Here is a 26,551-nt window from a genome sequence, read left to right as displayed (position 1 = left end):
GAGTCTCTAATGAGTCAACACTCACCAATTGATCGACAAAAATGGTGGAAAAGGTTAAAAAAGCAACGGCACATTCGTGTACTCCTATACATATTATTAGCAGTCGTCATGTATGCTTCGATGTTACCTAATGTGATTCCTGAGACACTAAATGTCGAATTAGGGGCTCAGGCGGATCAAAGTATCCGTTCACCAATAACAATTGAGGATCAAGAAGAAACAAAACATCGAAAACAACAAGCAGCCGAATCTATCGAACCAGTATACACATCACGGCAAAATTATGCACAAAATCAAGTGAATCAAATCAATGAAATCTTTCTTTTCGTTGATCAAATTCAAGAGGAAGCGGCTGAGCGCGAAAGGGAAATCGAGTCGTTTGAGGAAAAGTTAGAAGATGAAGACGAGGACTTATCCAAAGACGACCGTCCAGAACCAATAGAGCGTGAAGATAAGCGAGAAAGTTTACAATCGATGATATCAGCAAGAACGAATGATGACTTATCAGATGATACACTTGATGCGCTTCTCCACGCCAGTGAAAAAGAATTGGAGCTTGCTAAAGAAACGACGACAAACGCCATTCATGATGTTATGAGTGATGAAATTAAAATTGGAGAAGTAGACGATGCTAAGGGTAGAGTAGAAGATAAAATCGTTATTTCAACAATAAGTCCCCGACTCTATGATGCGATGAATGAACTGGCGCGCTTTGCAATTACCGCCAATCATATTTATGATGAAGAAGGAACAGAACGAGCGCGTGAACAGGCTGTAGAAGCTATCGACCCTGTTGTTATTCGTGAAGGACAATTGATTGTCGAAGAAGGTGATCTGATTACAAGTGAAGTTTATCACCAACTCTCACTTGTCGGATTATTAGATGATGCTTCGTTTACCTATCCGTATATCGGCTTAGCGCTTCTTGTTGTATTAATCACAGGCTTAGTAGCGTATTATTTAGGACAGGCTAATACAACCCTCCGCGATAACAATACACACTTGTTAATGTACGTATTAATTTTTACTGTTACGTTATTAACGATGAAAATCGTTAGCTATGCCCATGTAACGGACCTTCATGGTATGACATTGATGGTACCTGTTGCATTAGGTTCAATGTTAATAACGATTCTTTTACATGCTAGGATAGCATTATTTTCAAGCTTTTTGTTTGCGCTCATTGCAGGGGTTATATTTAATGCCAAGGCTGCAGCGTTTGTTGATTATACTCATATATTTTACGTTTTTTTCAGTAGTGCTAGTAGCGTATTTTTTATGAGTCGTTCTAATCGGACGGTTCGTGTTCTTCAAGCAGGACTTTTTGTGGCTCTTGTGAACATGCTTGCGACGACGAGTTTGTTGATGTTGAAAAACGGCCAATATACGTGGGTTGAGATAGGATCGAACCTTGGTTTTTCTGCTGCATCTGGCTTTTTAGCTGCAGTATTAACACTAGGTTTATTACCCTTTTTTGAAGCTGGTTTTGGTATTTTATCTTCGACAAAGCTAATCGAATTATCGAATCCGAATCATCCGTTATTACGAAAAATTTTGTTAGAAGCACCAGGGACATATCACCATAGCGTGATCGTCGCTAATTTATCGGAAGCTGCATGCGAATCGATTGGTGCGAATGGTTTACTGGCTCGTGTTGGGGCTTATTACCATGACTTAGGGAAAACGAAACGGCCGCATTTCTTTATTGAGAATCAAATGAAGATTGACAACCCGCACGATAAAATATCACCACAACTTAGTCGCACGATCATTATTAGTCACCCTTATGACGGCGCTGATGAATTAAGGGAAAATAGAATGCCGAGAGAAATTATTGATATAGCCGAACAACACCATGGAACAACATTATTAAAGTTTTTTTATCATAAAGCAGCCAAAGAAAGTGACCAAAACATACCTGAATCAGAATTTCGTTATCCAGGTCCAAAGGCGCAGTCTCAAGAAGCGGCAATTGTAGGTATTGCTGATTGTGTTGAAGCTGCTGTTAGATCAATGTCAAAACCTACACCTGATAAAATTGAAGGTTTAATCAAAAAAATTATCAATGAGCGCTTAGAAGATGGACAGTTTGATGAATGTGACTTGACGTTGAAACAGCTCCATAGTGTTTCGAAATCGATGATGGAAACGCTCAAAGGAACATTTCATTCACGTATTGAATACCCAGACGATGAGAATATTAAAGCGATGAAAGAGAAGGTGAATTCTAATGACACTTCAAATTGACCTTTTAGATGAAAATGGTTACCTTACAGACGAACAAAAAGATCTCGTACAACAGTTACTTAAGACCGCTGGGAAAGTCGAAGAAGTGGCAGAAGATAGTGAGGTATCTGTTTCATTCGTTGATGATGAAACGATTCACTCTCTAAATAATGAATACAGAGAGAAAGATAAACCGACAGATGTTTTATCTTTTGCATTAAATGAAGGTGAAGAAGAAACAGTGATTGGAGCTGATCACGTTCCTGAATTGTTAGGTGATATTGTTATTTCAGTCCCGCGGGCACACGAGCAAGCAAAAGAATACGGTCATACCTTTTCGCGAGAATTAGGTTTTCTCGCGGTTCACGGCTTTCTTCATTTACTAGGTTATGACCATGATACTGATGAGAACAAACGAGAAATGTTTGCGAAACAAGAGACGATTCTAAACGAACATGGATTACAAAAATAGCCCAAAAAGCCCGTGGAATCGGCTATTAAATAGTTTTCGGTACGCTGGACGAGGTTTGTATCATGCTTGGACGACAGAACGTAATATTCGAATTCACACTGGCGCAGCAATTTTGGTATTGATCGCTGCTTGGTTATTAAATGTGAGCACCGTTGAGTGGTTATTGCTTCTTTTTGTTATTGGCATGGTTATTACGTTAGAAATGATCAATACAGTGATTGAACGTGTTGTTGACCTTGTCTCGCCGGAAAAAAATGAGTTAGCAGGGCAGGCCAAAGATGTTGCAGCGGGAGCAGTACTCACGGTTGCAACACTTGCTGTTATCGTTGGAGTAATTATTTTTATTCCAAGGGTAATTACCTTATTCTATTAGTGATCGTAAATAGGTCAGTTAAGGTTTTTATAACAATATAAAGTAGATCAATGTAAAAAAGGAGAAAAACATGAAGTCCAAAGAATTTATAGTTGAAGAAGAAAAATCAATTTTAGTGCGGTTTTCTTGCGCATTTTCGGTAGGTGATCTCCGTGGCTGATAAACAAGAGACTTTCCATTCTGGATTTGCGGCTTTAATAGGAAGGCCAAATGTTGGTAAATCGACGCTCTTAAACCACGTATTAGGCCAAAAAATCGCGATTATGAGTGATAAACCACAGACAACACGTAATAAAGTGCAAGGCGTGTATACTGAAAAGAGAGGCCAAGCGATTTTTATCGATACCCCGGGCATCCATAAACCAAAACATAAGCTCGGTAATTTTATGATGCGTGTGGCGCAAAATACATTTAGCGAAGTGGATGTGATTTTGTTTGTCGTCGACGCTCGTGAAGGAATAGGCCGAGGTGATGAGTTTATCATCGAGCGTTTAAAAAATACTAATACACCTGTTTTTCTCGTCGTAAATAAAATTGACCAAGTTCACCCGGATGAATTGTTGCCATTTATCGATACTTACCGCGAGAAGTATTCATTTGCGGAAGTTGTGCCAATTTCTGCTTTAGAAGGAAATAATGTCGACACCTTAATGAACGAAGTTTTCCGTTATTTACCAGAAGGACCGCAATTTTATCCAGAAGATCAAGTAACAGACCATCCAGAACGGTTTATTTTCAGTGAAATGATTCGTGAAAAAGTCCTTCATTTGACGAGAGAAGAAATTCCACATGCGATCGCTGTTGATATAGAAAACGTGCGTACAAGCGATGATGGAGAAACGGTCCTAGTCGATGCAGTCATCGTTGTAGAAAGAAATTCACAAAAAGGGATTATTATCGGAAAACAAGGGTCGATGTTAAAAGAAATTGGACGACGAGCTCGTGAAGATATTGAAGCCCTTTTAGGTTCACGCGTTTTTTTGGAGCTTTGGGTGAAAGTTGAAAAAGATTGGCGAAATCGTGGACGTGTGTTAAAAGAATTTGGCTACCGTGATGATGAGTATTAACGTAACATAATCGTAAAACAATCGTCTCATAAGGGCGATTGTTTTTTTGTGGAAAGAGCGCTATCATAAAAGTAAGATGCATTATACAGAAAAATCGACCTTTTTAATTTACAATTATTCCATAACATGATAATGGTGAATAGGGTCAACCTAATAGTACGCCAAAGATAAAAAACGTCGGAGGGAAGGTGGAATTGTCATGATCGACTTTTCTTGGAAGGTTTTCTCCATAACTGGCGATATCGACTCGTATTTAGTATATAAAGAGTTGGAAAATTCTTTATCGGAAGAGGAAGAAGGGCAAAATGAAGAAGAGACGGTTGATTCTTCTTCGTACTAAAGGTTGTTCTCAATTCACCGTAACTGATGGCGGTGAAATGCATGCTGCAAAAAGTTGAAGGTATTGTGATTAGAACCCAAGATTATGGCGAAACGAACAAAATCGTTACGCTAATTACAAGAGAGAATGGCAAAGTGGCAATGATGGCGCAAGGGGCGAAGCGACCGAAAAGTCGTTTCGCCTCTGCTTCTCAATTGTTTGTTTACGGTCAATTTGTATATCGGCCAAGTTCAGGGTTAGGGACATTAAATCAAGGAGATGTTATTGATTTATTTCGTGATATTAAAAACGACTTAATGCTTACGTCCTATGCAGCTTATGTCGTGGAGATGCTTGATCGACTTACGGATGAACGTGTACGAAACCCTTATTTATTTGAACTCGTTTATCAAATGTTGCAACGGTTAAACGAAGGTGTTGACCCTGAAGTTCTTCTTCGTATTTACGAGACAAAAATGTTAACGCAAGCAGGCGTGGCACCACGGTTAAATGGTTGTGTCGGGTGCGGTGAAACGACATCGCAATTTTCTTTTTCTTTGCAACAAGGTGGTGTACTTTGTGAAGTTTGTAAAACATCAGACCCTTATCGTTATGATGTCGATCAAGCTGTAATCAAACTTTTGAGAGGTTTTCTCCATCTCGATTTACAGAGAATTGGTGAAGTATCATTAAAGGAAAGAACAAAAAAGCAATTGCGCCATGTGTTAAACGATTACTATGATGCCTATGTAGGTCTAAACTTGAAGTCCAAGAGATTCTTAGAACAAATGGAACGTATGGATTTTGATGGTACTTAAGTTGACATATGTTTATTTTTTCAGTAATATTGCATGTACAAAAATGTATATGTCGGTGCATTGATGGAAAGTAGTACTTACCCGCTCTGTATAACAGTCATTGGTTAGAAAGCGAACCTAGGATAGTGGAAGCTAGGGATACAGAAGGTAAGGAAGGCAGTCCTGAGCACACCTTGAAAAGAGGTTTCTCAATAGTGAGAAACAAATAGGGTGGAACCGCGGGAAATCCTCTCGTCCCTATGTCTATTGAATAGGCATAGAAGGCGGGAGTTTTTTTGTGTAGAAAGACATAAACTAAACCTGATTGAGTTAACAAGTAAAGAGCAGGAGGCAAAGATATGAATGTTCAAGATATGATCTTAACACTTCAATCGTTTTGGGCAGAACAAAAATGTATTGTGATGCAACCTTACGATGTCGAAAAAGGTGCCGGGACGATGAACCCGATGACATTTTTAAAGAGTATTGGTCCAGAGCCATGGGATGTCGCTTATGTGGAACCTTCAAGACGTCCAGCAGATGGTAGGTATGGAGAAAACCCGAACCGTCTATACCAACACCACCAATTTCAAGTAATTATGAAGCCGTCTCCAGTAGACATTCAAGATCTTTATTTAGAAAGTTTGAAAAGGCTCGGTATCGATCCAGAAAAGCATGATATTCGCTTCGTTGAAGATAATTGGGAAGCGCCAACGCTTGCTGCGTGGGGACTTGGATGGGAAGTATGGCTCGATGGTATGGAAATTACGCAATTTACGTACTTTCAACAAGTCGGTGGGCTTGATGCCTCGCCAGTATCTGTAGAGATTACATACGGCATCGAACGCCTTGCGTCCTATATTCAAGATAAGGAGAACGTTTTTGACCTTGAATGGGTGGATGGATTCACATATGGTGATATCTTTACGCAAAACGAATATGAGCAGTCAAAATATACGTTTGAAGTATCGGACAGTTCAATGTTGTTCCACTTATTTTCAACATACGAAGAAGAGGCGAACCGGTCATTAGATGAAGGGTTAGTTATTCCTGCCTATGATTATGTTTTAAAATGTTCACATGTATTTAACTTGTTAGATGCAAGAGGAGCGATCTCGGTTACTGAAAGAACAGGTTATATCGGACGTGTTCGAAATATGGCGAGAAAATGTGCAAAACTTTATTATGAAGAGCGAGAGCGCCTCGGCTTTCCGCTGCTGAAACAAAAGGAGGGATCTTCCGATGAGTAACCGATCCTTTTTATTAGAAATTGGTCTAGAAGAAATGCCGGCACGTTTTGTCGATGACGCAATGCATCAACTGGCAGATCGAGTAACGACTTGGTTAGGAGAACATCGGATTAGCTATGGTGATGTGGAGAAGTATGCGACACCACGTAGATTAGCTGTGAAAGTTCTTGAAGTTGCAGAATACCAAGAGGATTTACAAGAAGAGGCGAGAGGTCCTGCGAAGAAAATCGCCCAAGATGAAAACGGGGAGTGGACGAAAGCCGCACAAGGGTTTGCTAAAGGACAAGGTGTGTCCGTTGACGAACTATATTTTAAAGAAGTCAAAGGAGAATCTTACGTTTTTGTTACGAAAGATTTTAAAGGGAAAGAGACGAGCGCGTTACTTTCAGGATTAAAATCAGTCGTTGAACAATTAACGTTTCCTAAAAATATGAAATGGAATGCATATGACCTACGGTATGTACGACCGATCCATTGGCTCGTTAGTTTGTATGGTGAAGAAGTGATCCCTATGGAGATTACTGATATTTCTGCTAGCAATGTGACGCGTGGTCACCGTTTCTTAGGTGGACCGAGTGAGATTGGTCACGCCGATGAGTACGAAACGAAACTTCTTCAAGAGTTTGTCATACCTGAACCGAATGAACGAAAAGAAGCGATTCGTCAACAGGTTGGAGAAATCGCGTCACGTGAAGGGTGGTACGTACCAATTGATGAAGGGTTGTTAAATGAAGTCAATCAACTCGTTGAGTATCCTACGGCGCTATATGGTCATTTTGATGAATCTTTCTTACGTGTCCCAGATGACGTATTAGTGACATCAATGAAGGAACACCAACGCTACTTTCCTGTTCACGATGACAATGGTGACCTTCTTCCGTACTTTATTACGGTAAGAAATGGCGATCACCGACATTTAGAAAATGTCCAAAAAGGTAATGAGAAAGTATTACGTGCTCGTTTGGCTGATGCAGAATTTTTCTATAATGAAGATTTGAAAATTCGTCCAGATGACGCAGTGAATCGATTAGAGTCGATTGTATATCATGAAGAATTAGGTACGTTAGGTGATAAAGTACGTCGTTTACGGACAATTTCTGAACAATTAGCAGATCGCTTACAATTGTCTAGTGAAGAAAAGCAACATTTAGAACGCGCTGCCCATTTATCGAAATTTGACCTTGTCACAAATATGGTTGATGAATTTACTGAACTCGAAGGTCGAATGGGTGAGGAATATGCGCTCAAAGCAGGAGAGGCACCTGAAGTTGCAAAAGCCATCGTTGAACATTATTCTCCAAAGCAGGCGAAAGACCCTGTACCGAAAAGCACAATTGGTGCAGTGTTGAGTGTTGCTGATAAATTGGATACGGTCATTGCAAGCTTTGGTATCGGTGTTGTTCCAACAGGTTCACAAGATCCGCACGGTTTGCGTAGACAAACCGCAGGCGTTGTCCAAATCTTATTAGAACAGTCTTGGCAGATTGATGTTCGTGACGTGACAAATGATATTTTAGAGCAATTAGCATCTCGTCAATTATTAAAACAAGAGCGAGAAGAAGTTGCTGAAACGGTTAATGAATTTATTAAGCAAAGAGTGAAAAACGTTCTACAAGAGCGCGGCGTTCGATATGATTTGATTAGTGCAGTTCTCAATGGTCCAATCGGTCGTATTGACCGTGTCATTGAAAAAGCAGAATTTTTACAAAAACGTGTAGAAGAGGAACAATTTAAATCAACTGTTGAGGCATTTAGCCGTGTAACAAACATTTCGAAAAAGTCGTCTCATCTAGTAGATGTCGATTCATCATTATTTACTGAAGAACAAGAACATGTATTACATGAAAAAGTTCAGAAGGTCGAACAAGACATAAGTCAAGCAAAAGAGGATGCTGATTTAGAAGGTGAATTTGCAGCACTTGAATCGTTAACACCAGTGATCCATGACTATTTTGATCATATTATGGTCATGACTGATGAAAAGCGTCAGCGAGATAATCGCCTAGCGCAAATGACATCCTGTGCATCGTTGATCACGTCATTTGCAGACTTTCAAGCGATCGTATTCTCGTCATAACGTCAATCGTTTCTCAAGCTTAGATGAGTGAAAGAAGTTGTTTTCATAAAACGGAATGAATCGCTCAAAGTCAATGTTAAATGAAGTGTATATTTGAGCACCTCTTCAATCGAAGAGGGCCTCTTAGGGTGGTGAGAACGATCGAACTAAATGACAGGCAAGAACAGATATTAAAAATTGTAAAAGAGCGTGGCCCGATTACAGGAGAGCGAATTGCTGATGAGCTATCACTTACACGTGCGACGTTGCGTCCTGATTTAGCCATATTAACAATGGCTGGCTTTTTAGAAGCGCGACCTCGTGTTGGTTACTTTTACACTGGCAAGACAGGATTGCAGTTGTTGACAGAGAGAATGAAAAAACTGACCGTCCATGATTATCAATCAATCCCTGTTGTCGTCAATGAGTCTGCATCCGTTTATGATGCGATCGTGACAATGTTTTTAGAAGATGTCGGAACATTGTTTGTCGTAGATCATAATTCACACCTCGTCGGGGTGTTATCTCGAAAAGACTTACTAAGAGCAAGTATAGGAAAACAAGAGTTAGAATCCATTCCAGTCAGTATCATCATGACCCGGATGCCTAATATTACGATTTGTGAACAAGAGGATTTTTTGCTAGAAATGGCGAAAGAATTGATCGATAAGCAAATTGACGGTATTCCAGTTGTTAAAAAGGTTGAAGAAGATGAGCAAATTCGTTATGAAGTAGTCGGGCGCTTGACGAAAACGAATATTACCCGAGCATTTGTTGACTTAACGAATGGAGAAATAACCTAACGTTTAGAGTCCGTGAGGAGGTCACTGTCAGATGAATAACACCCCTGTTGTATACGTCGTTTCAGATTCTGTTGGGGAAACGGCTGAGCTTGTCGTCAAAGCAGCAGCTAGTCAATTTAGCACTACAAATGTGGATATTCGACGTGTTCCCTATGTTGAAGATGAAGGAACAGTTGACGAAGTGGTTGCTCAAGCGAAAGAATCGGGCGGAATGATTGCTTTCACCCTTGTGATCCCTAAAGTAAAAAACTATATGTTAATGCGTGCAAATACTGAGGGGATTGAAATTTATGATATCCTAGGCCCAATGATCAACCTTTTTGAGAATCGTATGGAAGAACAGCCGAAACAACAACCAGGCTTAGTTCATTTACTTGACGAAGACTACTTTCGCAAAGTTGAAGCGATTGAGTTTGCTGTAAAGTATGATGATGGACGTGACCCTCGTGGCATTATGAGAGCTGATGTCGTATTAGTCGGGGTGTCTCGGACCTCGAAAACACCCTTGTCACAATATTTGGCACATAAACGACTCAAAGTTGCGAATGTTCCACTTGTCCCAGAAGTTGAACCGCCTGAAGAATTATTTAGGATTTCTCCTGAAAAGTGTTTCGGTTTAACGATTGAGCCTGAGAAATTAAATGATATCCGTTCTGAAAGACTTCGGTCTCTTGGTTTAAAGGAAGAGGCAAACTACGCAAACATGAAACGAATCCATGAAGAGTTAAATTATTCTCAGTCAGTGGTCGACCGGATTGGTTGTGAAGTCATTGACGTTTCACATAAAGCTGTTGAAGAGACGGCAAATATTATCTTCAAAATGGTCACAAATAAGTAATTGAACTCCAATGAGGTCTACCCCTTTCCTATAACGTTGCGTTATGAACTTAAAAGAAAGGGGTGGCCCTTTTCTTATGTTGAAAACCGATTGAACATATTTCTTTTTTTATCTATAGCCTAATTGCAAAAGATAATATATAATGAAATATTGTGATTTGTTGTATGTGACTGGGATTGTTTGCATAAACATAAAAAGAACAAATAAATTTAAAAAGTCAAGACTTTTTATTTGAAATTTGGTAAAGATAGTTAATAGTCCTTTTGTATTACGGGAAAAACATGTATGAAAGAGGCAGGAGTTCGAAGAAAGGTGTAGAATACAACGATATGGAAACGATAAATTCGACGATATATGTCGATGCTGATGCGTGTCCGGTGAAAGAAGAGATCAAAGAAGCAGGAGAGCGTTTTGATACTGATGTTATTATGGTTTCTTCCTATGCACACGCTGGCGGTGATGATGGTTCATGTAGGTGGATAATGGTTGATCAACATCAAGAAGAAGCCGATATGAAAATTTTCCAATTGGCAAAAAAAAACGATATTGTCGTCACCCAAGATTATGGTCTAGCAAGTTTGCTTTTACCGAAAGGTGTGATCGTTTTGTCCTTTCGTGGTTTCATCTTTTCGGAACAATCGATGGATGATCTACTCTTTCGTCGCTACATAAGTAGTAAAGAACGTCGAGAAGGGAAGAGAACCAAAGGACCAAAACGATTGATGGCTGATGATCGAACTGCCTTTCGCATCAATTTAGAAAAAATCTTGTCAAATAAGCAGGATTTTTGCTGAAAAGAACGAAAGTGTATAAGCCATCCTTTTCGATAATAGAGTTAAAACGGGTGGTGAGAAAACATGAGTGGGCGCATTCCTGAAGAAAAAATTGAACAGATTCGTAAATCCATTGATATCGTTGATCTCATCAGTGAATATGTTCAACTAAAGAAACAAGGAAAAAACTTTAGTGGTCTATGTCCAATTCATAGCGAGAAAACTCCGTCCTTTTCTGTTTCACCAGACAAACAGCTATACCATTGTTTTGGGTGTGGTGCTGGCGGGAATGTGTTTTCTTTCCTCATGGAGTTGGAAGGTCTTGAATTTATTGAATCTGTCCGTAAGCTGGCAGCAAGATCTGGAATAAATCTCCCGGAAGTTGAAAAGAAAACATCATCACAGGCACAAAAATTTGAACCTTGGATAAAAGCACACGAACTCACTGCTAAGTTGTACCATCACGTGTTAACACAAACTGAACAAGGCAAAGAAGCCTATCGTTACTTACAAGAACGTGGCTTTTCTGACGAGGCGATTGTCAGATTTCAACTTGGGTTTGCTCCTGATTCGTGGGAGTTTTTAAGCTCGTTTTTACAAAAGCGTGGCTTTAACCACAGAGATATTGTTGATTGCGGCCTTGTAGCTGAGCGTTCATTTGATGGAAAGCTTTTCGACCGATTTCGCGGACGTCTCATGTTCCCTCTGTGGGATAAAGACGGACGAGTTGTCGGTTTTTCGGGAAGGGTGCTAGGTGATGGTGAACCAAAATACTTGAACAGCCCAGAATCCGCTTTGTTTAATAAGCAAGAACTACTCTATGCCTTTCATTATGCACGACCGAAAATGCGCAAAAAGAACGAAGCCGTTCTCTTTGAGGGCTTTGCAGATGTTATTTCCGCTTACGAAGCGGGTATAGAATATACAATAGCAGCTATGGGAACAGCACTGTCAGAACGACAGGCAAAGATTTTACGTCGAAATGTCGATCGCGTAACTTTGTGTTATGACTCAGATGATGCAGGTATGAATGCCGCTTATAAAAACGCACAAACGTTAACAAGTGCAGGGTTAAATGTGGAAATTGCTTTGTTACCAGAAGGTTATGACCCTGATGATTTTATCCAACAAGTTGGGGCAGATCGTTTCAAAAATGACGTTCTTGATACAAGTTTTACGTTTATGGCGTTTAAAATGAGGTATTATCGTCGAGGCAAGAATCTACAGCATGAAACAGAGCGAATGGAATATTTAAATCAAGTGCTTGATGAAATAAGTCATTTGCCGCGTGCGGTCGAGCGCGATCATTATATCCGACAACTTGCAGATGAATTTTCGCTATCCCTGGATGCTTTAAAACAAGAATTGACGCAACGTTATAAGGCGCGTCTAAAACAAAGGCAGCATGGTGAATCTGGTACAGAAGTGAAACGACCGCGTACTTTTTATGCGTCGGAAAAACGTTTGTTACCAGCATTTCAGAATGCAGAACGTTATTTACTAGCACTCATGCTAAGGGATCGTACCATGGCTGAAAAAGTTCAAAGAGAAATAGGTGCGAACTTCAATGTTGATGAACATCAAGCGATTGCTGCACACCTTTACAGTTTTTATGCTGATCATTCACAACCTGATCTAGATAAATTTATTACCCATTTGCCTGATCAAAGGTTACAAAAAATAACCGCCGAACTTGCGATGATGACGATAGATGAAGATTTGTCGGAGCAAGCGTTGAATGATTATATTCAGAGAGTTCTTAGTTATCCGAAACAACTAGAAATAGACAAATTGCAACAGGTTCAAAAGGAAGCCGAGGAGGCGAATGATCCTCTACGTGCTGCACAAATTGCTCAAGATATCGCAAAGATGAAAAAAGAGCTTCAAAAGCAGGTAGAAAATGAGTCATAGAAACGACGAGATAGAGGTTGCGAACATTAGGAAGGAGGGATCGCATGGCTGAAAAACCAGTCCGTTCAGTAACGGAAGGAGATTTAACCATCGATCAGGTAAAAGAACAATTGCTCGAAGAGGGGAAAAAACGGGGGGTACTTACTTACGCGGAAATCACCGAACGTTTATCGGCATTTGACCAAGATTCAGAGCAAATGGATGAATATTTTGAATACCTAGGTGAACAAGGTGTTGAAATATTAAATGAGTCGGAAAATGTCCCGAGCCTACAGCAAGTGGAAAAAGAAGAAGAGGAGTTCGATCTCAATGATTTGAGCGTACCTCCTGGAATTAAAATTAATGATCCGGTACGTATGTACTTAAAAGAGATCGGTCGTGTCCCACTCCTTTCTGCACAAGAGGAAATCGAATTGGCAAAACGCATTGAAGATGGTGATGAAGAAGCGAAACGTCGTCTTGCGGAAGCCAACCTCCGTCTCGTCGTAAGTATCGCGAAGCGTTATGTCGGTCGGGGGATGCTCTTTCTTGACTTAATTCAGGAAGGGAATATGGGTCTGATTAAAGCGGTTGAGAAATTTGACTATAACAAAGGTTATAAGTTCAGCACATACGCAACATGGTGGATTCGTCAAGCGATCACACGAGCGATTGCTGACCAAGCACGGACGATCCGTATACCCGTTCATATGGTCGAGACGATCAATAAATTGATCCGTGTGCAGCGTCAATTATTACAGGATCTAGGAAGAGAGCCGACACCAGAAGAAGTGTCAAAAGAGATGGATTTACCACCTGATAAAGTACGAGAAATCTTGAAGATTGCTCAAGAGCCTGTGTCGTTAGAAACACCAATTGGTGAAGAAGACGACTCGCACCTAGGTGATTTTATTGAAGACCAGGAAGCGTTAGCGCCGTCTGATGCTGCTGCTTACGAATTATTAAAAGAGCAACTTGAGGATGTATTAGATACGTTAACAGATCGAGAAGAAAATGTGTTACGTCTACGTTTTGGCTTAGATGATGGTCGCACACGTACCTTAGAAGAAGTAGGAAAAGTTTTTGGTGTCACGCGTGAGCGAATTCGACAAATTGAAGCGAAAGCCCTTCGAAAACTTCGTCATCCTAGCCGTAGTAAACGATTAAAAGACTTTTTAGAATAAATGTTTCCACTCTTTTTATCGAGTTAGCTTGGCGTTAAGCCAAGCTTTTCTTTTGTAAAAAGATAAATTTTATTGATATGTCGTGATGTTCATACGTATAAAATACAATAGAAAGGTGAATAAACGATGGATGACCGAAAAACAATCATTATTAATGAAATAAAATATTGGAGGAAACATCGTTTACTTCCTGAAACGTACTGTAATTTTTTACTCTCTCTATATACTGAGGGAGAACAAAACCAAGACAATGATGAACCTCGAAAATCTATCTTTACTTCGTTAGTGTTTATTCATCTTATGGTTGCCATCGTTGTTATTGTATTAACATTTCTTGTCACTCATTTTACTGTTTTTTCAGAGCCAATGCAAATGACATTCTTGTTTGTTTTGCTGGCGGTTTTTATGGGGATCATTTATTGGTTTCGTCTTGTTCAATCACTCTATGTACATATTTATATTGTCACTGCAACGTTAATTTCGTTTATCTTGATGGTTGAGCTCGCTGATTTCATACTACCAGGTGAGCGTTGGTTTCTTGGGTTAGTCATTGTATTTACGTGTGTATCATGGGTTGTGATCGGGTTGAAGTGGGCTTATCAATACTTAACAATTGCAGGCTTTAGTGGGCTGATTTTGCTGCTGATTTTTCTATTTATGTAGTTATTATAGAAAAAGGAGGATTTGTCATTGTGAAGATTGTTGGACATAGAGGGAATCGTCAATATGATCCAGAAAATACACTCGCAGCCTTTCAATCAGCTTGGGATGTTGGAGCAGCAGGGGTTGAGTTTGACGTTCAATTAACGAAAGACCATGAGCCAGTTATTATGCACGACGAAAGAGTAGACCGAACAACGAATGCTCAAGGGCGTCTTTGTACATTTACATATCGCAAGTTACGTACACTCGATGCTGGAAGTTGGTTTCATGAACAATTTCATGGTGAACGTATTCCTCACTTACAAGAAGTATTTGAATGGGCAGAAGATAAACCATTAACATTACATATTGAATTGAAACCAACTTCGGAAGATGATGCACTGATTGATGCTTGCTTACCGATACTAGAACGTTTTCAATGCACGCATAAAGTGATTATCTCATCGTTTCATCATCGACTTCTTCATAAACTTCATTTACGAATGAATGGCATTGAGACAGCAATTCTCACGCGTAACCCTTTACGTCATGCAAAGCAATATGCATCAGACATCGGTGCCCAAGCCATACACATTCGATATACATATCAAGCGGCTAACTACTTTCCTTATTGGAAAAGTCAAGGTCTTCCTACACGAGTTTATACGGTGAATCAGGGGCGTATTGCGAAAAAATGCCGTCGTCTAGGGGTTGAATCGTTAATGACAGACGATCCACAAAGGATGATTAACCTTTTCCGCTAAATTGATGTTGGAAAACTTGTTTTTTTAGTTGCAATCTTCTTTTCTCATTGGCTCTTTTAGAGTAAAATAAGGGTAGGTTTACATATCATACCTATCATCATGAACATTCGTCAAAGTTTATAGGAGTAAAAGGAGGATACAGGAGTTATGAAAGGGAAACCGCTTTATCCATTTGCAGCAACTGCTGTCTTAGGGGTGCTACTCATTTTGATCTTATCCTTTGTCGGTGTAAGCCAACAACAGGAAATGGCTGAAGAGGGGGATGAAAACGGTACGGAAGAGGTTGATATGACTGACCCTATTGCATATGGGGAAGATTTATATCAAGACAGTTGTATCGGTTGTCACGGTGAGAATTTAGAAGGTGCAGGTAGCAACCCTGCAATCCATGATCTAGAAGGTCGTTTGAGTCAAGATGAAATTGTTGATATCATTGAAAACGGACAAGGAAGTATGCCAGCAGGACTTGAAACTGGTGAGAATGCAGAAGCGATTGCCGAATATTTATTAGACGCATCTGAATAATAGGGGTTAAGAAGGTAGGGCGGCTTGACCGCCCTCCTTTTTTTACATAAACTTAAAAATGAACAAAATGAAATTTGGTGAGGATTATGGAAAAAAAGACATTAAACATTGATTTACCTGTCCGTTTAGAAATGATTGCTAATTACGTCACAAATGATCAGGTTATAGCCGATATAGGCTCTGACCATGCGTTACTTCCGGGGTATTTAGTTGGAAACAAAAAAGTACGAAAAGCGATTGCAGTTGAAGTGAATGAAGGTCCAATGCAAGCAGCTCAACAAAATGTAGACAGTTGGGGGTTGAGTGAAGCCATCGATGTTCGTAAAGGAGACGGCCTCGCTCCTTTGACAGAATCTGATGACATTGGGACAATTGTTATAGCGGGGATGGGAGGAATGTTGATTTCTTCGATCTTAAAAGCTGGACAAGAGAAGCTAGAAAATGTGCAGCGTCTCATTTTGCAACCGAATACAGCGGCTGATAATATAAGGCGCTGGCTTATTGAACAGAATTGGTCTCTTGTTGACGAAACGATGATCGATGAGGCAGGATACACGTATGAAATTCTCGTAGCTGAGCGTGGGGATCCTTACGAAGCTTATGACAACGATCAATTAGAAAAGCAACTGTGGTTAGGTCCTTGGAATTTAAAGCAAAAACAAGCAGCTTTTTATGCCAAATGGTTACGCGAAAAACGGGAGCTTGAATCAATTGATCAACAGTTATCTAAAGCTGTTAAAAACGAAAAAACTGAAGCGAAAAGGCAACAAATACAACAACGTTTGCAATGGTTAAAGGAGGAGTTATCGTGAAAGCGGTCAACGGCCAACGTTTAATTGAAAAATTTGAATCATGGTCACCTAAATCGTTAGCTGTCGAGGGGGATAATGTCGGTTTACAAATTGGCACACTAAATAAACCAATAAAAAAAGTGCTCGTAACATTAGATGTATTAGAAGATGTTGTTGATGAAGCGATTGAGCAAGAGGTTGACATGATTATTGCCCACCACCCAATTTTATTTAAGCCTCTTAAAACATTAGATGTAAGCACGCCGTATGGACGTATGGTTGAAAAGTTAATCAAACATGATGTCACCGTTTATGCAGCTCATACGAACCTTGATATCGCTCAAGGTGGCGTCAATGACTTAATGGCAGAAGCGCTTGGCCTTGCAAATACGGAAGTTCTCGTTGAGACGACGACAGATCCATTGAAAAAACTTGTTGTCTTCGTTCCAGAAGAGCAGGCTGCAGAAGTGCGAGAAGCCATTGGGAATGCAGGAGCGGGTTTTATCGGTGATTATAGCCATTGCACGTTTAACACACAAGGGACAGGTACATTTAAGCCTGGAGATGCAACGAACCCTTTTATAGGGGAGCAAGGTGAAATGACATTTGTTTCTGAAGTGAAATTGGAAAGTGTTTTTCCAGCTTCGAAGCAAAAACAAGTGTTAAAAGCGATGGAGAAGGCACATCCTTATGAAGAAGTTGCTTATGACGTTTATGCCATGGACCAACCAGGAGAAACGAAAGGTTTGGGACGTATTGGTAAGTTAGCTGCTGAAGAGACACTTGAAGCGTTTGTTGAGCGAGTAAAAGCAGCATTTTCTGTTGACCATTTACGGGTTGTCGGTGATTTACAACGTCCTATACGTAAAGTGGCTGTGCTCGGTGGAACAGGAAACAAGTATATGCGCCATGCGATCAGAAAAGGTGCCGATGTTTATGTCACTGGAGATGTGGACTACCATATTGCTCATGATGCACAAATGGACGGTTTAGCCATTGCTGACCCCGGACATAATGTTGAGAAAGTCATGAAAGAAGGCGTGAAGAAAAAAATAGAAGCGCAGTTGCAAGAAGAGGGGTATAATGGTACGGCCGTTATCGTATCAACGGTACATACTGATCCTTTTACATTCGTATAAGAGAATTGCACAAAAAGAGAGAGCATCCCCATTTTAGGGTGCTCTCTTTTACATACGTTTTCCGGATATTTGGATATCAAATTACGATTTGGTTTTTACCTTTGGCAAGATTTTCGTTAATTTAACTGTACTCGTTTGATCCCAAGTGTTCGGGTCGTTTTCGTCGTATTGTTCTAAAAAGCGAATGACTTCTTTCACAATCGGTGTCGGTGTGCTTGCCCCAGAGGTAACAGCGACATAATTAATACCGTCTAACCAACTCGGGTCAATTTCGGTTACATTACCGATGCGATAAGCTGGTGTATCGGCAATTTCTTTTGAAACTTGTGCAAGTCGATTAGAATTATTACTTTTAGGGTCGCCTACAACGAGTAACAAATCAGCATCTTTTGCTTGTTCTGCAACGGCTTCTTGGCGGACTTGTGTGGCCATGCAAATTTCATTGTGTACTTCGGCGTGCGGATATTTTTCCATGGCCGCATTGATTATGTTTGATACATCCCACTGACTCATTGTTGTCTGATTTGTAATGATGATTTTGTCAGATTCGATATTTAAATTGTGAATGTCATCTTCCGATTCGATCAGGTGTACGATGTCTGGTGCAACACCGATCGCCCCTTCTGGTTCAGGGTGTCCTTTTTTGCCGACATAAAATACATGATAACCTTCGTCTCTTTTTTCGCGAATTAAGTCATGTGTGCGAGAAACGTCAGGACATGTTGCATCGACGGTTGTTAATCCTTTTTCTTTTGCTAACTGCCGTACTTCGGGCGAAACGCCATGGGCAGTAAAGATGACAGTTCCTTTGTCAACTTGATCAAGAATATCTTTACGATTCGGTCCGTCCAAAGTAATAATTCCTTCTTCTTCGAACGCATCAGTCACGTGTTTATTATGAACGATCATTCCTAGGATATAAATCGGTCTTGGTAAATCGAGATTTGCAGCTGCTTGTCTGGCGAGTACCATCGCGTCGACGACGCCGTAACAATAACCACGCGGAGAAATTTTTTTTACGCGCATGAAGAATGCCTCCTCTTAAGTCCAAAAACAATGACTTCGTCTTCAAGTTTTTGAGAATGAATCTCAATATATTATAAAGCAAGCAATGTTAGGTTCGCAATGATCAAGCGATTTATTAAGTTAGTAAAGAGAAAAGGACCCCCCTTGAATGCGCGTACTTTAAGTGCGCGGTGAATGTTCAAGAGGTTAGTCCTTTGACGATTTCTTATAAAGGAAATTTTAAGCTTCCTGTTGGCTATTAACACTAATAAAATCGTAAGCTTCAGATTCGCTCATACTGTTGACAAGCATTAATTCACTGGCCATAAATTGTTTCGCTCTGTCGAGGTTTTTACGGTCTTCCATATGAAGTCCATTGGAACGCTCACTTTCTTTCGATGTCAAATTGGCAATAACTTGTGCAGCATCAATGATACATCCAGATTTCAGTAACGTTTCATTCTCTTTTGAATAAGGTTTTGCAACATCACGTTTTGTGACTTCCTCTTTTGATTTCAAGGTAAAGACAATTTCATCGACCCGATCGCTTGAAATCACTTTTCGTAAACCAGATCCATCAATGCGCGATTCTGGAAGCATAACAGTCACATCGTTTAGGGGAAAAAAAACGACAAAGTAACGCATTTTTTCACCTAATATATCTTTTTCTTCAATGTCCTGGATCGTTCCAGCACCGTGGTAAGGATAGACAACGTGATCACCGATATTAAACATGAGCATTCCTCCAATTAAAACGTTACACTTATTTTAACATAAAATATAATAAATTTAAAATTTTACTATGAGAGAGGCCGGGCGTCAATATATCTAAGGCAAAACGTAAGGATAAATGCGTTGTTTATTTTACGTTTAGATATAAAGCTTAGGAGCGGGTAAGTTACCTAATTGATCATCTTTATGTGGTTGTGTTGTTTTAGTACGTTGACGTTTCGCTGAAGTTTTAGGTGACGTAGAGTAAGAGGAAGTTTGTTTTTGCCCGCCTCGTCTTTTATTTGTGCTCCGTTGCTTTTTTTGCTTTCTTTTTTGAGTGGATGGAGATTGAGGATGTTTTCTCTTCTGATCTTTTGAAGTTTCTTCTTGATCATCTTCAACATCCTTTGTCTCTGATTCATTTATTTGTTCGTCTGTTTCTTCATCGTCATCATCTTCAGGTTGTTCATTTTTGCTATCCTCTTGGTTTTCTTCGTCCTCTTCTTCATCGCTTGACTTGAGTGCTGTCATAAGTTGTGGAAGTGATTTAACGAATGGACCATATTGCTGGACTAATGGTGTGACACTTTGTACAGTGTTGACCGCTTTTTGCGCATTTTGTATAAAGCCAAGAATTTGATTGAATCCGCCACCTGCTGCACCTGCGCCTCCTAATATTTTCGAGAGTATTCCACCTTGAGCTGCCGTTTGCGCGGCCCCTTGAGCTGCTGTTTGCGCGGCCCCTTGAGCTGCACCTTGCATAATACCCGGAGCAGCAGTGGATGCAACATTAGGCGCTTGCGAAAACATAGACATTAACCCTGGTGCTGCTGGCGGTGGTGTAGGTGGGACTGGGAACATGGCAACCTTCCTTTCATACGAATTCTTCCTCCATGATATCTTATGTAGCAGGGGGCTCGTGCGTATAGGCGGATGGAAAAATGCTGAAACTAGCAAAAGTAGAAGTTTTCATGGTAAAATTATTAATTAGTTTAAGATCAGGAAGATCAAAGGATCTTTGTGTCAGAAAGAGAGTGTCAATAATGAAACATCCTTTTCAACAATTTGAATTAAAACCTTTTTTACTTGAAGCATTAATGGAACAGAACATTGAAAAACCGATGGAAATACAGGAACGGTTGATTCCTGCTATTCGAAATGGAAAAGATGTCATTGGGCAATCGAAAACAGGATCGGGAAAAACGTTAGCATTTCTCCTTCCGATCGTTGATCAAGTGGACATCGATGAAGAAAATGTACAAGCAGTCATCACAGCGCCAACGCGAGAGTTGGCATCACAACTTTATGACGAACTGACAAAGTTAACAAAATTTGCTCCAGATTCAGAGAAGCCGCGTACAAAATTACTCGTTGGTGGAACTGACCGTTTAAAGTCAATTGAAGGCTTAAAACAGCGCCCGCATATTGTTGTAGGTACGCCAGGACGAATTGAAGATTTTGTTCGTGAAGGTCATTTACCGGTTCAAACGTCCCGCTTTCTCGTCGTTGATGAAACGGATCAGATGCTTGATATGGGGTTTATTGAAGATGTTGATAAAATCGCCTCGAAAATGGGTGATTCCCTGCAAATGCTTGTCTTCTCTGCTACAATCCCAGAAAAACTAGAACCGTTTCTACGAAAGTATATGAATCAACCACGGCATGTAGAAGTGAAATCTCATCGTCAGGAAGGGAAAATCGAACACATATTGGTTCCGGATCGTCATCGCGACCGTTTTGAGCTCGTTAAAGATGTCGCTGTTTCACTTAACCCTTATTTGGCAATGATCTTTGCAAATACAAAGGAGACCGCCGAAGAAATATTCAATAAGATGAATGAGCATGGTCTCAATGTAGATCGTTTGCACGGTGATATTACGCCGCGAGAAAGAAAACGAGTAATGAAACGTTTGCAAAAAGCGGAAGTACAATACTTAGTCGCGACAGATCTTGTTGCTCGAGGCATTGATGTAGAAGGGATTTCTCATATCATCAACTTCGAGTGGCCAAAAGATTTAGACTTTTATATTCATCGTGTTGGAAGAACTGGACGCGCTGGTTGGGACGGTCTTGCTGTCTCCATTATTTCTGATAGAGATGGTGAAGCGGTTGGAAAGTTAGAAAAACGAGGGATTACGTTCACTTATAAAGATTTACGGCACGGAGAATGGGTTGATGTAAAGCAAAAGAACCGCCATATGAAATCACAAAAGTCGAAACCTGGGGAAGAGCAACAACCGCAAAAACCGCTTCCGAAAGCGAAAAAAGTAAAACCTGGTTATAAGAAGAAGTTTCAACAAGAACAACGAAAACAAGTGAAACGAGAACAACGTTTGAATAACCGCAAGAATAAAGGGAGAGGATGAAGTAAGTGATGTTACTAGGTTCGCACGTATCGATGAGTGGGAAGAAAATGTTAAAAGGATCAAGTGAAGAAGCAGCTTCCTACGGCGCGACTACATTTATGATATATACTGGTGCTCCGCAAAATACACGTCGAAAAGCGATTGAAGAATTAAATATCGAAGCGGGAATCCAACATATGGAAGAGTCGGGGATCAGTGATATCGTCGTCCACGCACCATACATTATTAACATCGCGAATACGACGAAGCCAGAAACATTTCAACTCGGTGTCGATTTTCTTAAAAGTGAAATCGAACGTACCGAAGCAATTGGTTCTAAGCAGATTGTCCTTCATCCAGGTTCACATGTTGGAGAGGGAGCTGAAGCGGGCATCGCGAAAATCATTGAAGGTTTAAATGAGGTGATTACTAAGGACCAAAATGTTCAAATCGCCTTAGAAACAATGGCCGGAAAAGGGTCAGAATGTGGTCGAAGCTTTGATGAGTTAGCAAAAATTATTGACGGTGTTACTCATAATGAAAAGCTGTCTGTTTGCTTTGATACGTGCCACGTACATGATGCGGGTTACGATATTATTCATGACTTTGAAGGGGTTATTCAATCATTCGATCAAATCATCGGTTTGGATCGTTTGAAAGTTCTTCATATTAATGATAGTAAAAATCCAGTGGGTGCAAGAAAAGACCGTCATGAAAACATAGGCTTTGGGGAAATTGGATTCGAAGCTTTAAACCGTATTGTTCATCATGAGGCGTTTGATCATATACCGAAAATCTTAGAGACACCTTATGTCGGTACTGATAAAAAGAATAAAAAAGCGCCATATGGCTTGGAAATTGATATGCTTACTAAAAAAACATTTGATGATGAATTAAAAGAAAAGTTAACATCCTAAAGTGAAGGTCAGCTTCTTTCGCTCATAATAAGCGAGATAGAAGCTGACCTTTTTTACATTTAGCGTCGTACGTAATCAAGCCACTTTAACTTTTCAATCAGTCTTTCGGCCAGGCGATCATTGATTTATAAGGGGTTAGCAATTTATCTGCTTTTCGGTAAAGTTTCGGATCTAACGTTTTTAGTTCGTCACGTAAGCGCTTGACTTGTTTTTCGTTACCAACGTCAATGGGATGTTTATGGATAATTTGAATGATTTCCTTTGCTTGTTTAGCTGTTAAAGGGATTTCGTATTCTTTACTTAAGCGTAATAATTCCCGTTCATCAAGGCTATTGATTTTTTGATTGGCCATTTGTCGAACGATCGGATTCATCGTTTTCCCTCCCGAATAGTTTCTAACATTAAAATATGCACAACGAGAAAGAGCGTGCATTAAGTTTTGGTGTATTGTATTTTCTAAATGAAGCTTTTCGCTCCCGTAAGTACGAAAGAAGATAAGAATAAACATTAGCAAAATGAACTATGAAAAAAGCTTGCGTTTAGCAAGCTTTTTTATATGAATTTTTTTAAGAATATCGTGTTTTAATTGATACCTATGTTTGTTGACAAGGGGAGAAGGGTATGGTAAATTCAGGACTATTGTCTAATCATATTCATTTTCAATAGGCTGAGCAAACAAATTGTCGACGACAATAAAAACATGTATGATTCTAAGCGGCATGTCTTATGACTGCCGTTTTTTTGAGAGGAGGTATGTGAGTGTTACAGAAAACGAGTGTATGGATGCTTATCGTTTCGTTCTTCTTACTTTCGGCATTATCTATTTATTTAAATCATCAGAATGTAACCTTACAAGAAAAAATTGACGATATGGAATCGCGTATCAATGAACAAGAGCTTGGTATGGAAGTTCAAGCGATGAGTATCGAACATGAATCAGAAATGGAAAGTATCCAAGGAGAAGTACAAAACGGCTATGAATCATGGCAAGAAGCAGAAGCAATGGCCAATCATATGTACGAAGATAGTGATGGTCATTTTGACGAGGATTGGGGAATGTTTTTAGCTCTAGAAGCGATGAGAGAGGGTATTGACCCGTTCCTTGTGTATGAGTTATTAAGGGTCGAATCAGGAGAGAAGTTTGAACCTGATTTGGTTGGTCCAGAAACAGAGTATGGTCATGCGTACGGGCTTGCTCAATTTATGAAAAATACGGGCCCTTGGATCGCGGATATGGCCGGTTTACCGTATGAACATGATAAGCTTTTTGATCCTTATTATTCCATCCAATTGGCTGTTGTCTATTTAGATTTTCTATATGATAAGTATGAGGATTGGGATCATGCTTTAACTGCTTATCATCGTGGTATTTATGGATTAGAACAATATATAGAAGATCATGGTCATGCTAAGAGTTGGTATGCAGAAGAAATTCAAGAAAAAGCACAAGAACGTAGTTTAGTTGCTTTTGACAAGTAGTTATAGCAAGTTAAAGTTAGACCTTCCAGAATGAATTTCAACCTGGAAGGTCAATTTGTGACGAAGTATGCTAACGTTGTTTCGCTAATGACAAAGCCCATTCATACAAAATCAGTTGACTTTGTATCGACGCTTCACCTTGTTTACGTGTGATGTACGTATAAGTACCATCACTTTGTTGTTCGCGTGCTTTGCTATTATCTTGAAGTGTAATATCTAAAATCTGTTTGACTTGTCTTTTGATACGGTCATCATGGATTGGAAAAAGAATTTCGATTCGTTTTTCCATATTACGTGTCATCCAATCAGCCGATGATAAGAAGGTTGCTTCTTCACCGTTGCGGTAAAAGTAAAACACTCGGCTGTGTTCAAGAAAACGACCGACGATGCTGCGTACAGTAATGTTTTCACTTACACCTTTTCGCTTTGGGCGTAAACAGCATGTCCCCCGAACGATTAAGTCAATTTGAACGCCAGCTTGACTAGCTTCATACAATTTCATAATAATCGGCTTGTCTGTTAATGCGTTCATTTTTGCGATAATGTGACCCTGTCCATGTTTTTTATGGTAGGAGATCTCTTCGTCGATGAGTGTTAAAAAACGGTTTCTGATATCAAATGGACCTGTTTCGATTTGTGACCATGACGGTTTTGAACGGTAACCGCTTAAGTAATTAAAAAAGTTTGTCGCATCACGACCAAATTGTTCACAAGACGTGAGATAGCCCATATCTGTGTAAAGTTTCGCAGTCGAATCATTGTAATTTCCTGTCCCTAGGTGAACGAAACGCCGGACACTTCCTTTGTGACGTCGGACGATTACTGTCACTTTTGCATGCGTTTTTAAACCTGATATACCATAGATGACATGGACACCTGATTTTTCTAAAGTTCGCGCCCATTGGATATTGTTCTCCTCATCAAAGCGTGCTTTTAATTCAACGAGCACTGTTACTTGCTTTCCCCGTTCTGCTGCCTCGGCCAATGCTTGCACAATAGGAGACTCACCGCTCACACGGTAAAGGGTTTGTTTGATAGCCAAAACATTTGGATCAGTTGCTGCAAACTGAATCATATCAACAATTGGTTGGAAAGATTCGTACGGATGATGGAAGAACATATCCTGATTTGCGATCGTTTCAAAAAGACTTTCAGCATCTTCGTACTCGACAGGTTTTTGCGGCGGAAGTTGTTTATTAATTAAGTGCTTAAAGTCTTTTTTTAATGTCTGGTAAAAAGAGAACAAAAATGTAGGATCTAACGGACCGTCTATTTCGTAAATATCTTGGTCATGAAGCTTAAAAATATCGATAAGGAATTTCAGAACAGTAGGGTCCATATTCCCTTTTTTCATTTCAAATCGAACAACTGCACCCCATTTTCGTTTTTCTAACTCTTTTTCAATTTCTAAAAGGAGATCCCGTGCGCCTTCCTCATGAATGGTTAAGTCGGCATTTCGTGTTATCCGAAATTGAGAAGTCGATAAAACTTCGTAACCAGGGAAAAGCTCACTGATGAAATGCGTGACTACATCTTCTAGCAAAATAAAAGCTTTATTGCCGTTGTCTCGAGGTAATTCGATATACCTTTTTAGGACCCCTGGTACTTGGATAATCGCTAACTTATTTCTTTTATCTAGATGGTCACGTAATTTAACTGCGATATGAAGGCTTTTACTTGAGAGTAAAGGAAAAGGACGGTAAACATCAATGGCCATGGGTGTTAATACGGGAAAAATGACACTTTTGAATGTGTTTTCAAGGAAATGTAAATCTGTATGACTTACTTCCTTCATATCAAGAAGTGAGATGTTTTCCTTTTTTAGTAAAGGTTCTAGTTGGGTATTAAAGACTTCGTTTTGTAATCGTACAAGGTGTTTTGTTTTATGCCCAATATCCTCTAACTGCTCCTTCGGTGTCATATTTGTTTTATTATCTGGTTTATGAAAGTTGGCCTTCACCTGGTCTTGTAAGCCAGCAACTCTGACCATAAAAAATTCATCCAAGTTAGAGCTGAAAATCGCTAAAAACTTCAAACGTTCTAACAGTGGGTTTTGTTTGTCGATGGCTTCTTGTAAGACCCGTTTATTAAACTCAAGCCAACTTAGTTCACGATTGTTATAAAATGAAGGGTCTTCAAAGTGGCCCCTATTGTCATCAAGACGCTTAAGAGCATTCATGATCTT

The 26,551-nt window shown here is 39.8% G+C and carries 26 protein-coding genes; 21 read left to right on the top strand and 5 right to left on the bottom strand.

Annotated features, from left to right (window positions below; genetic code table 11):
* Positions 1-9: 9 nt before the first annotated feature.
* The 18 genes from HNQ41_RS10425 (at position 10) to HNQ41_RS10340 (ending at position 17,909) form a co-directional block, all read left to right on the top strand.
* A complete protein-coding gene (locus HNQ41_RS10425) occupies positions 10-2,247 on the top strand; it encodes an HD family phosphohydrolase (protein WP_184664370.1) in 2,238 nt (745 codons plus the stop codon).
* On the top strand, positions 2,231-2,698 hold the full coding sequence (gene ybeY / locus HNQ41_RS10420; RefSeq protein WP_184664369.1) for an rRNA maturation RNase YbeY: 468 nt from the start codon (positions 2,231-2,233) through the stop codon (positions 2,696-2,698). The genes HNQ41_RS10425 and ybeY overlap by 17 nt, the downstream gene beginning before the upstream one ends.
* Positions 2,682-3,071, top strand: a complete 390-nt coding sequence (locus HNQ41_RS10415; protein ID WP_184664368.1) for a diacylglycerol kinase family protein — start codon at positions 2,682-2,684, stop codon at positions 3,069-3,071. The genes ybeY and HNQ41_RS10415 overlap by 17 nt, the downstream gene beginning before the upstream one ends.
* Positions 3,072-3,223: 152 nt before the next feature.
* Positions 3,224-4,138, top strand: coding sequence for a GTPase Era (era, locus tag HNQ41_RS10410; protein ID WP_184664367.1), 915 nt, complete (start codon positions 3,224-3,226; stop codon positions 4,136-4,138).
* Between the two features lie 199 nt (positions 4,139-4,337).
* Complete coding sequence (locus tag HNQ41_RS10405) at positions 4,338-4,478, top strand: YqzL family protein (protein WP_184664366.1); 141 nt, start codon at positions 4,338-4,340, stop codon at positions 4,476-4,478.
* Between the two features lie 41 nt (positions 4,479-4,519).
* Complete coding sequence (recO, locus tag HNQ41_RS10400) at positions 4,520-5,275, top strand: DNA repair protein RecO (RefSeq protein ID WP_184664365.1); 756 nt, start codon at positions 4,520-4,522, stop codon at positions 5,273-5,275.
* A gap of 338 nt (positions 5,276-5,613) precedes the next feature.
* On the top strand, positions 5,614-6,504 hold the full coding sequence (gene glyQ / locus HNQ41_RS10395) for a glycine--tRNA ligase subunit alpha (protein ID WP_184664364.1): 891 nt from the start codon (positions 5,614-5,616) through the stop codon (positions 6,502-6,504).
* Positions 6,497-8,581 carry a glycine--tRNA ligase subunit beta gene (gene glyS, locus HNQ41_RS10390; RefSeq protein ID WP_184664363.1) on the top strand — a complete coding sequence of 695 codons (2,085 nt, stop codon included), beginning with the start codon at positions 6,497-6,499 and terminating at the stop codon, positions 8,579-8,581. The genes glyQ and glyS overlap by 8 nt, the downstream gene beginning before the upstream one ends.
* A gap of 80 nt (positions 8,582-8,661) precedes the next feature.
* Positions 8,662-9,363 carry a transcriptional regulator CcpN gene (ccpN, locus tag HNQ41_RS10385; RefSeq protein ID WP_221301923.1) on the top strand — a complete coding sequence of 234 codons (702 nt, stop codon included), beginning with the start codon at positions 8,662-8,664 and terminating at the stop codon, positions 9,361-9,363.
* A gap of 31 nt (positions 9,364-9,394) precedes the next feature.
* Positions 9,395-10,201 carry a pyruvate, water dikinase regulatory protein gene (locus HNQ41_RS10380; protein ID WP_184664362.1) on the top strand — a complete coding sequence of 269 codons (807 nt, stop codon included), beginning with the start codon at positions 9,395-9,397 and terminating at the stop codon, positions 10,199-10,201.
* 329 nt (positions 10,202-10,530) lie between these two features.
* Positions 10,531-10,995 (top strand): YaiI/YqxD family protein, encoded by a 465-nt coding sequence (locus HNQ41_RS10375; RefSeq protein WP_184664361.1) that lies wholly within the window; start codon positions 10,531-10,533, stop codon positions 10,993-10,995.
* A 63-nt stretch (positions 10,996-11,058) separates the two neighbouring features.
* Entirely contained in the window at positions 11,059-12,885 is a 1,827-nt protein-coding gene (gene dnaG, locus HNQ41_RS10370) for a DNA primase (protein WP_184664360.1), read from the top strand.
* 44 nt (positions 12,886-12,929) lie between these two features.
* Positions 12,930-14,048: an RNA polymerase sigma factor RpoD gene (rpoD, locus tag HNQ41_RS10365; protein WP_184664359.1), complete on the top strand. Its 1,119-nt coding sequence runs from the start codon at positions 12,930-12,932 to the stop codon at positions 14,046-14,048.
* A 126-nt stretch (positions 14,049-14,174) separates the two neighbouring features.
* The gene (locus HNQ41_RS10360) at positions 14,175-14,711 is read left to right on the top strand and encodes a hypothetical protein (protein ID WP_184664358.1); all 537 of its coding nucleotides are present in this window, start codon (positions 14,175-14,177) and stop codon (positions 14,709-14,711) included.
* A gap of 29 nt (positions 14,712-14,740) precedes the next feature.
* Complete coding sequence (locus tag HNQ41_RS10355) at positions 14,741-15,454, top strand: glycerophosphodiester phosphodiesterase family protein (RefSeq protein WP_184664357.1); 714 nt, start codon at positions 14,741-14,743, stop codon at positions 15,452-15,454.
* 147 nt (positions 15,455-15,601) lie between these two features.
* Positions 15,602-15,979, top strand: coding sequence for a cytochrome c550 (gene cccA / locus HNQ41_RS10350; protein WP_184664356.1), 378 nt, complete (start codon positions 15,602-15,604; stop codon positions 15,977-15,979).
* A gap of 86 nt (positions 15,980-16,065) precedes the next feature.
* A complete protein-coding gene (locus HNQ41_RS10345; RefSeq protein ID WP_184664355.1) occupies positions 16,066-16,791 on the top strand; it encodes a tRNA (adenine(22)-N(1))-methyltransferase in 726 nt (241 codons plus the stop codon).
* Positions 16,785-17,909, top strand: coding sequence for a Nif3-like dinuclear metal center hexameric protein (locus HNQ41_RS10340; protein ID WP_184664482.1), 1,125 nt, complete (start codon positions 16,785-16,787; stop codon positions 17,907-17,909). Before HNQ41_RS10345 ends, HNQ41_RS10340 begins: the two co-directional genes overlap by 7 nt.
* Positions 17,910-17,990: 81 nt before the next feature.
* Here the strand turns inward: HNQ41_RS10340 and HNQ41_RS10335 are convergent, their stop codons facing one another.
* The 3 genes from HNQ41_RS10335 to vrrA all read right to left on the bottom strand — a co-directional run bounded on the left by HNQ41_RS10335 (position 17,991) and on the right by vrrA (position 20,486).
* Positions 17,991-18,935, bottom strand: a complete 945-nt coding sequence (locus HNQ41_RS10335; protein ID WP_184664354.1) for a 4-hydroxy-3-methylbut-2-enyl diphosphate reductase — start codon at positions 18,933-18,935, stop codon at positions 17,991-17,993.
* A gap of 219 nt (positions 18,936-19,154) precedes the next feature.
* On the bottom strand, positions 19,155-19,649 hold the full coding sequence (locus HNQ41_RS10330; RefSeq protein ID WP_184664353.1) for a CarD family transcriptional regulator: 495 nt from the start codon (positions 19,647-19,649) through the stop codon (positions 19,155-19,157).
* A gap of 135 nt (positions 19,650-19,784) precedes the next feature.
* The gene (gene vrrA / locus HNQ41_RS10325; protein WP_184664352.1) at positions 19,785-20,486 is read right to left on the bottom strand and encodes a VrrA/YqfQ family protein; all 702 of its coding nucleotides are present in this window, start codon (positions 20,484-20,486) and stop codon (positions 19,785-19,787) included.
* A 182-nt stretch (positions 20,487-20,668) separates the two neighbouring features.
* Between vrrA and HNQ41_RS10320 the strand changes: the two genes are divergently transcribed.
* Entirely contained in the window at positions 20,669-21,991 is a 1,323-nt protein-coding gene (locus HNQ41_RS10320; RefSeq protein ID WP_184664351.1) for a DEAD/DEAH box helicase, read from the top strand.
* Between the two features lie 5 nt (positions 21,992-21,996).
* Entirely contained in the window at positions 21,997-22,887 is an 891-nt protein-coding gene (locus tag HNQ41_RS10315; protein WP_184664350.1) for a deoxyribonuclease IV, read from the top strand.
* A 97-nt stretch (positions 22,888-22,984) separates the two neighbouring features.
* On the opposite strand, the gene HNQ41_RS10310 is transcribed toward HNQ41_RS10315, so the two are convergent.
* The gene (locus HNQ41_RS10310) at positions 22,985-23,260 is read right to left on the bottom strand and encodes a DUF2624 family protein (protein WP_184664349.1); all 276 of its coding nucleotides are present in this window, start codon (positions 23,258-23,260) and stop codon (positions 22,985-22,987) included.
* Between the two features lie 386 nt (positions 23,261-23,646).
* Here HNQ41_RS10310 and HNQ41_RS10305 point away from each other — a divergent pair, with 386 nt between their 5' ends.
* Positions 23,647-24,366: a lytic transglycosylase domain-containing protein gene (locus tag HNQ41_RS10305; RefSeq protein WP_343043356.1), complete on the top strand. Its 720-nt coding sequence runs from the start codon at positions 23,647-23,649 to the stop codon at positions 24,364-24,366.
* Between the two features lie 70 nt (positions 24,367-24,436).
* Here HNQ41_RS10305 and HNQ41_RS10300 read toward each other — a convergent pair whose 3' ends face one another.
* On the bottom strand, positions 24,437-26,545 hold the full coding sequence (locus HNQ41_RS10300) for an RNA degradosome polyphosphate kinase (protein ID WP_184664348.1): 2,109 nt from the start codon (positions 26,543-26,545) through the stop codon (positions 24,437-24,439).
* Positions 26,546-26,551 lie beyond the last annotated feature (6 nt).

Origin of the sequence: Texcoconibacillus texcoconensis (genome assembly GCF_014202575.1) — a bacterium.
In the GTDB taxonomy this organism is placed as follows: domain Bacteria; phylum Bacillota; class Bacilli; order Bacillales; family Salisediminibacteriaceae; genus Texcoconibacillus; species Texcoconibacillus texcoconensis.
Note: the sequence above shows the minus strand (reverse complement) of the source record. Positions and strands in the feature narration are given on the sequence as shown.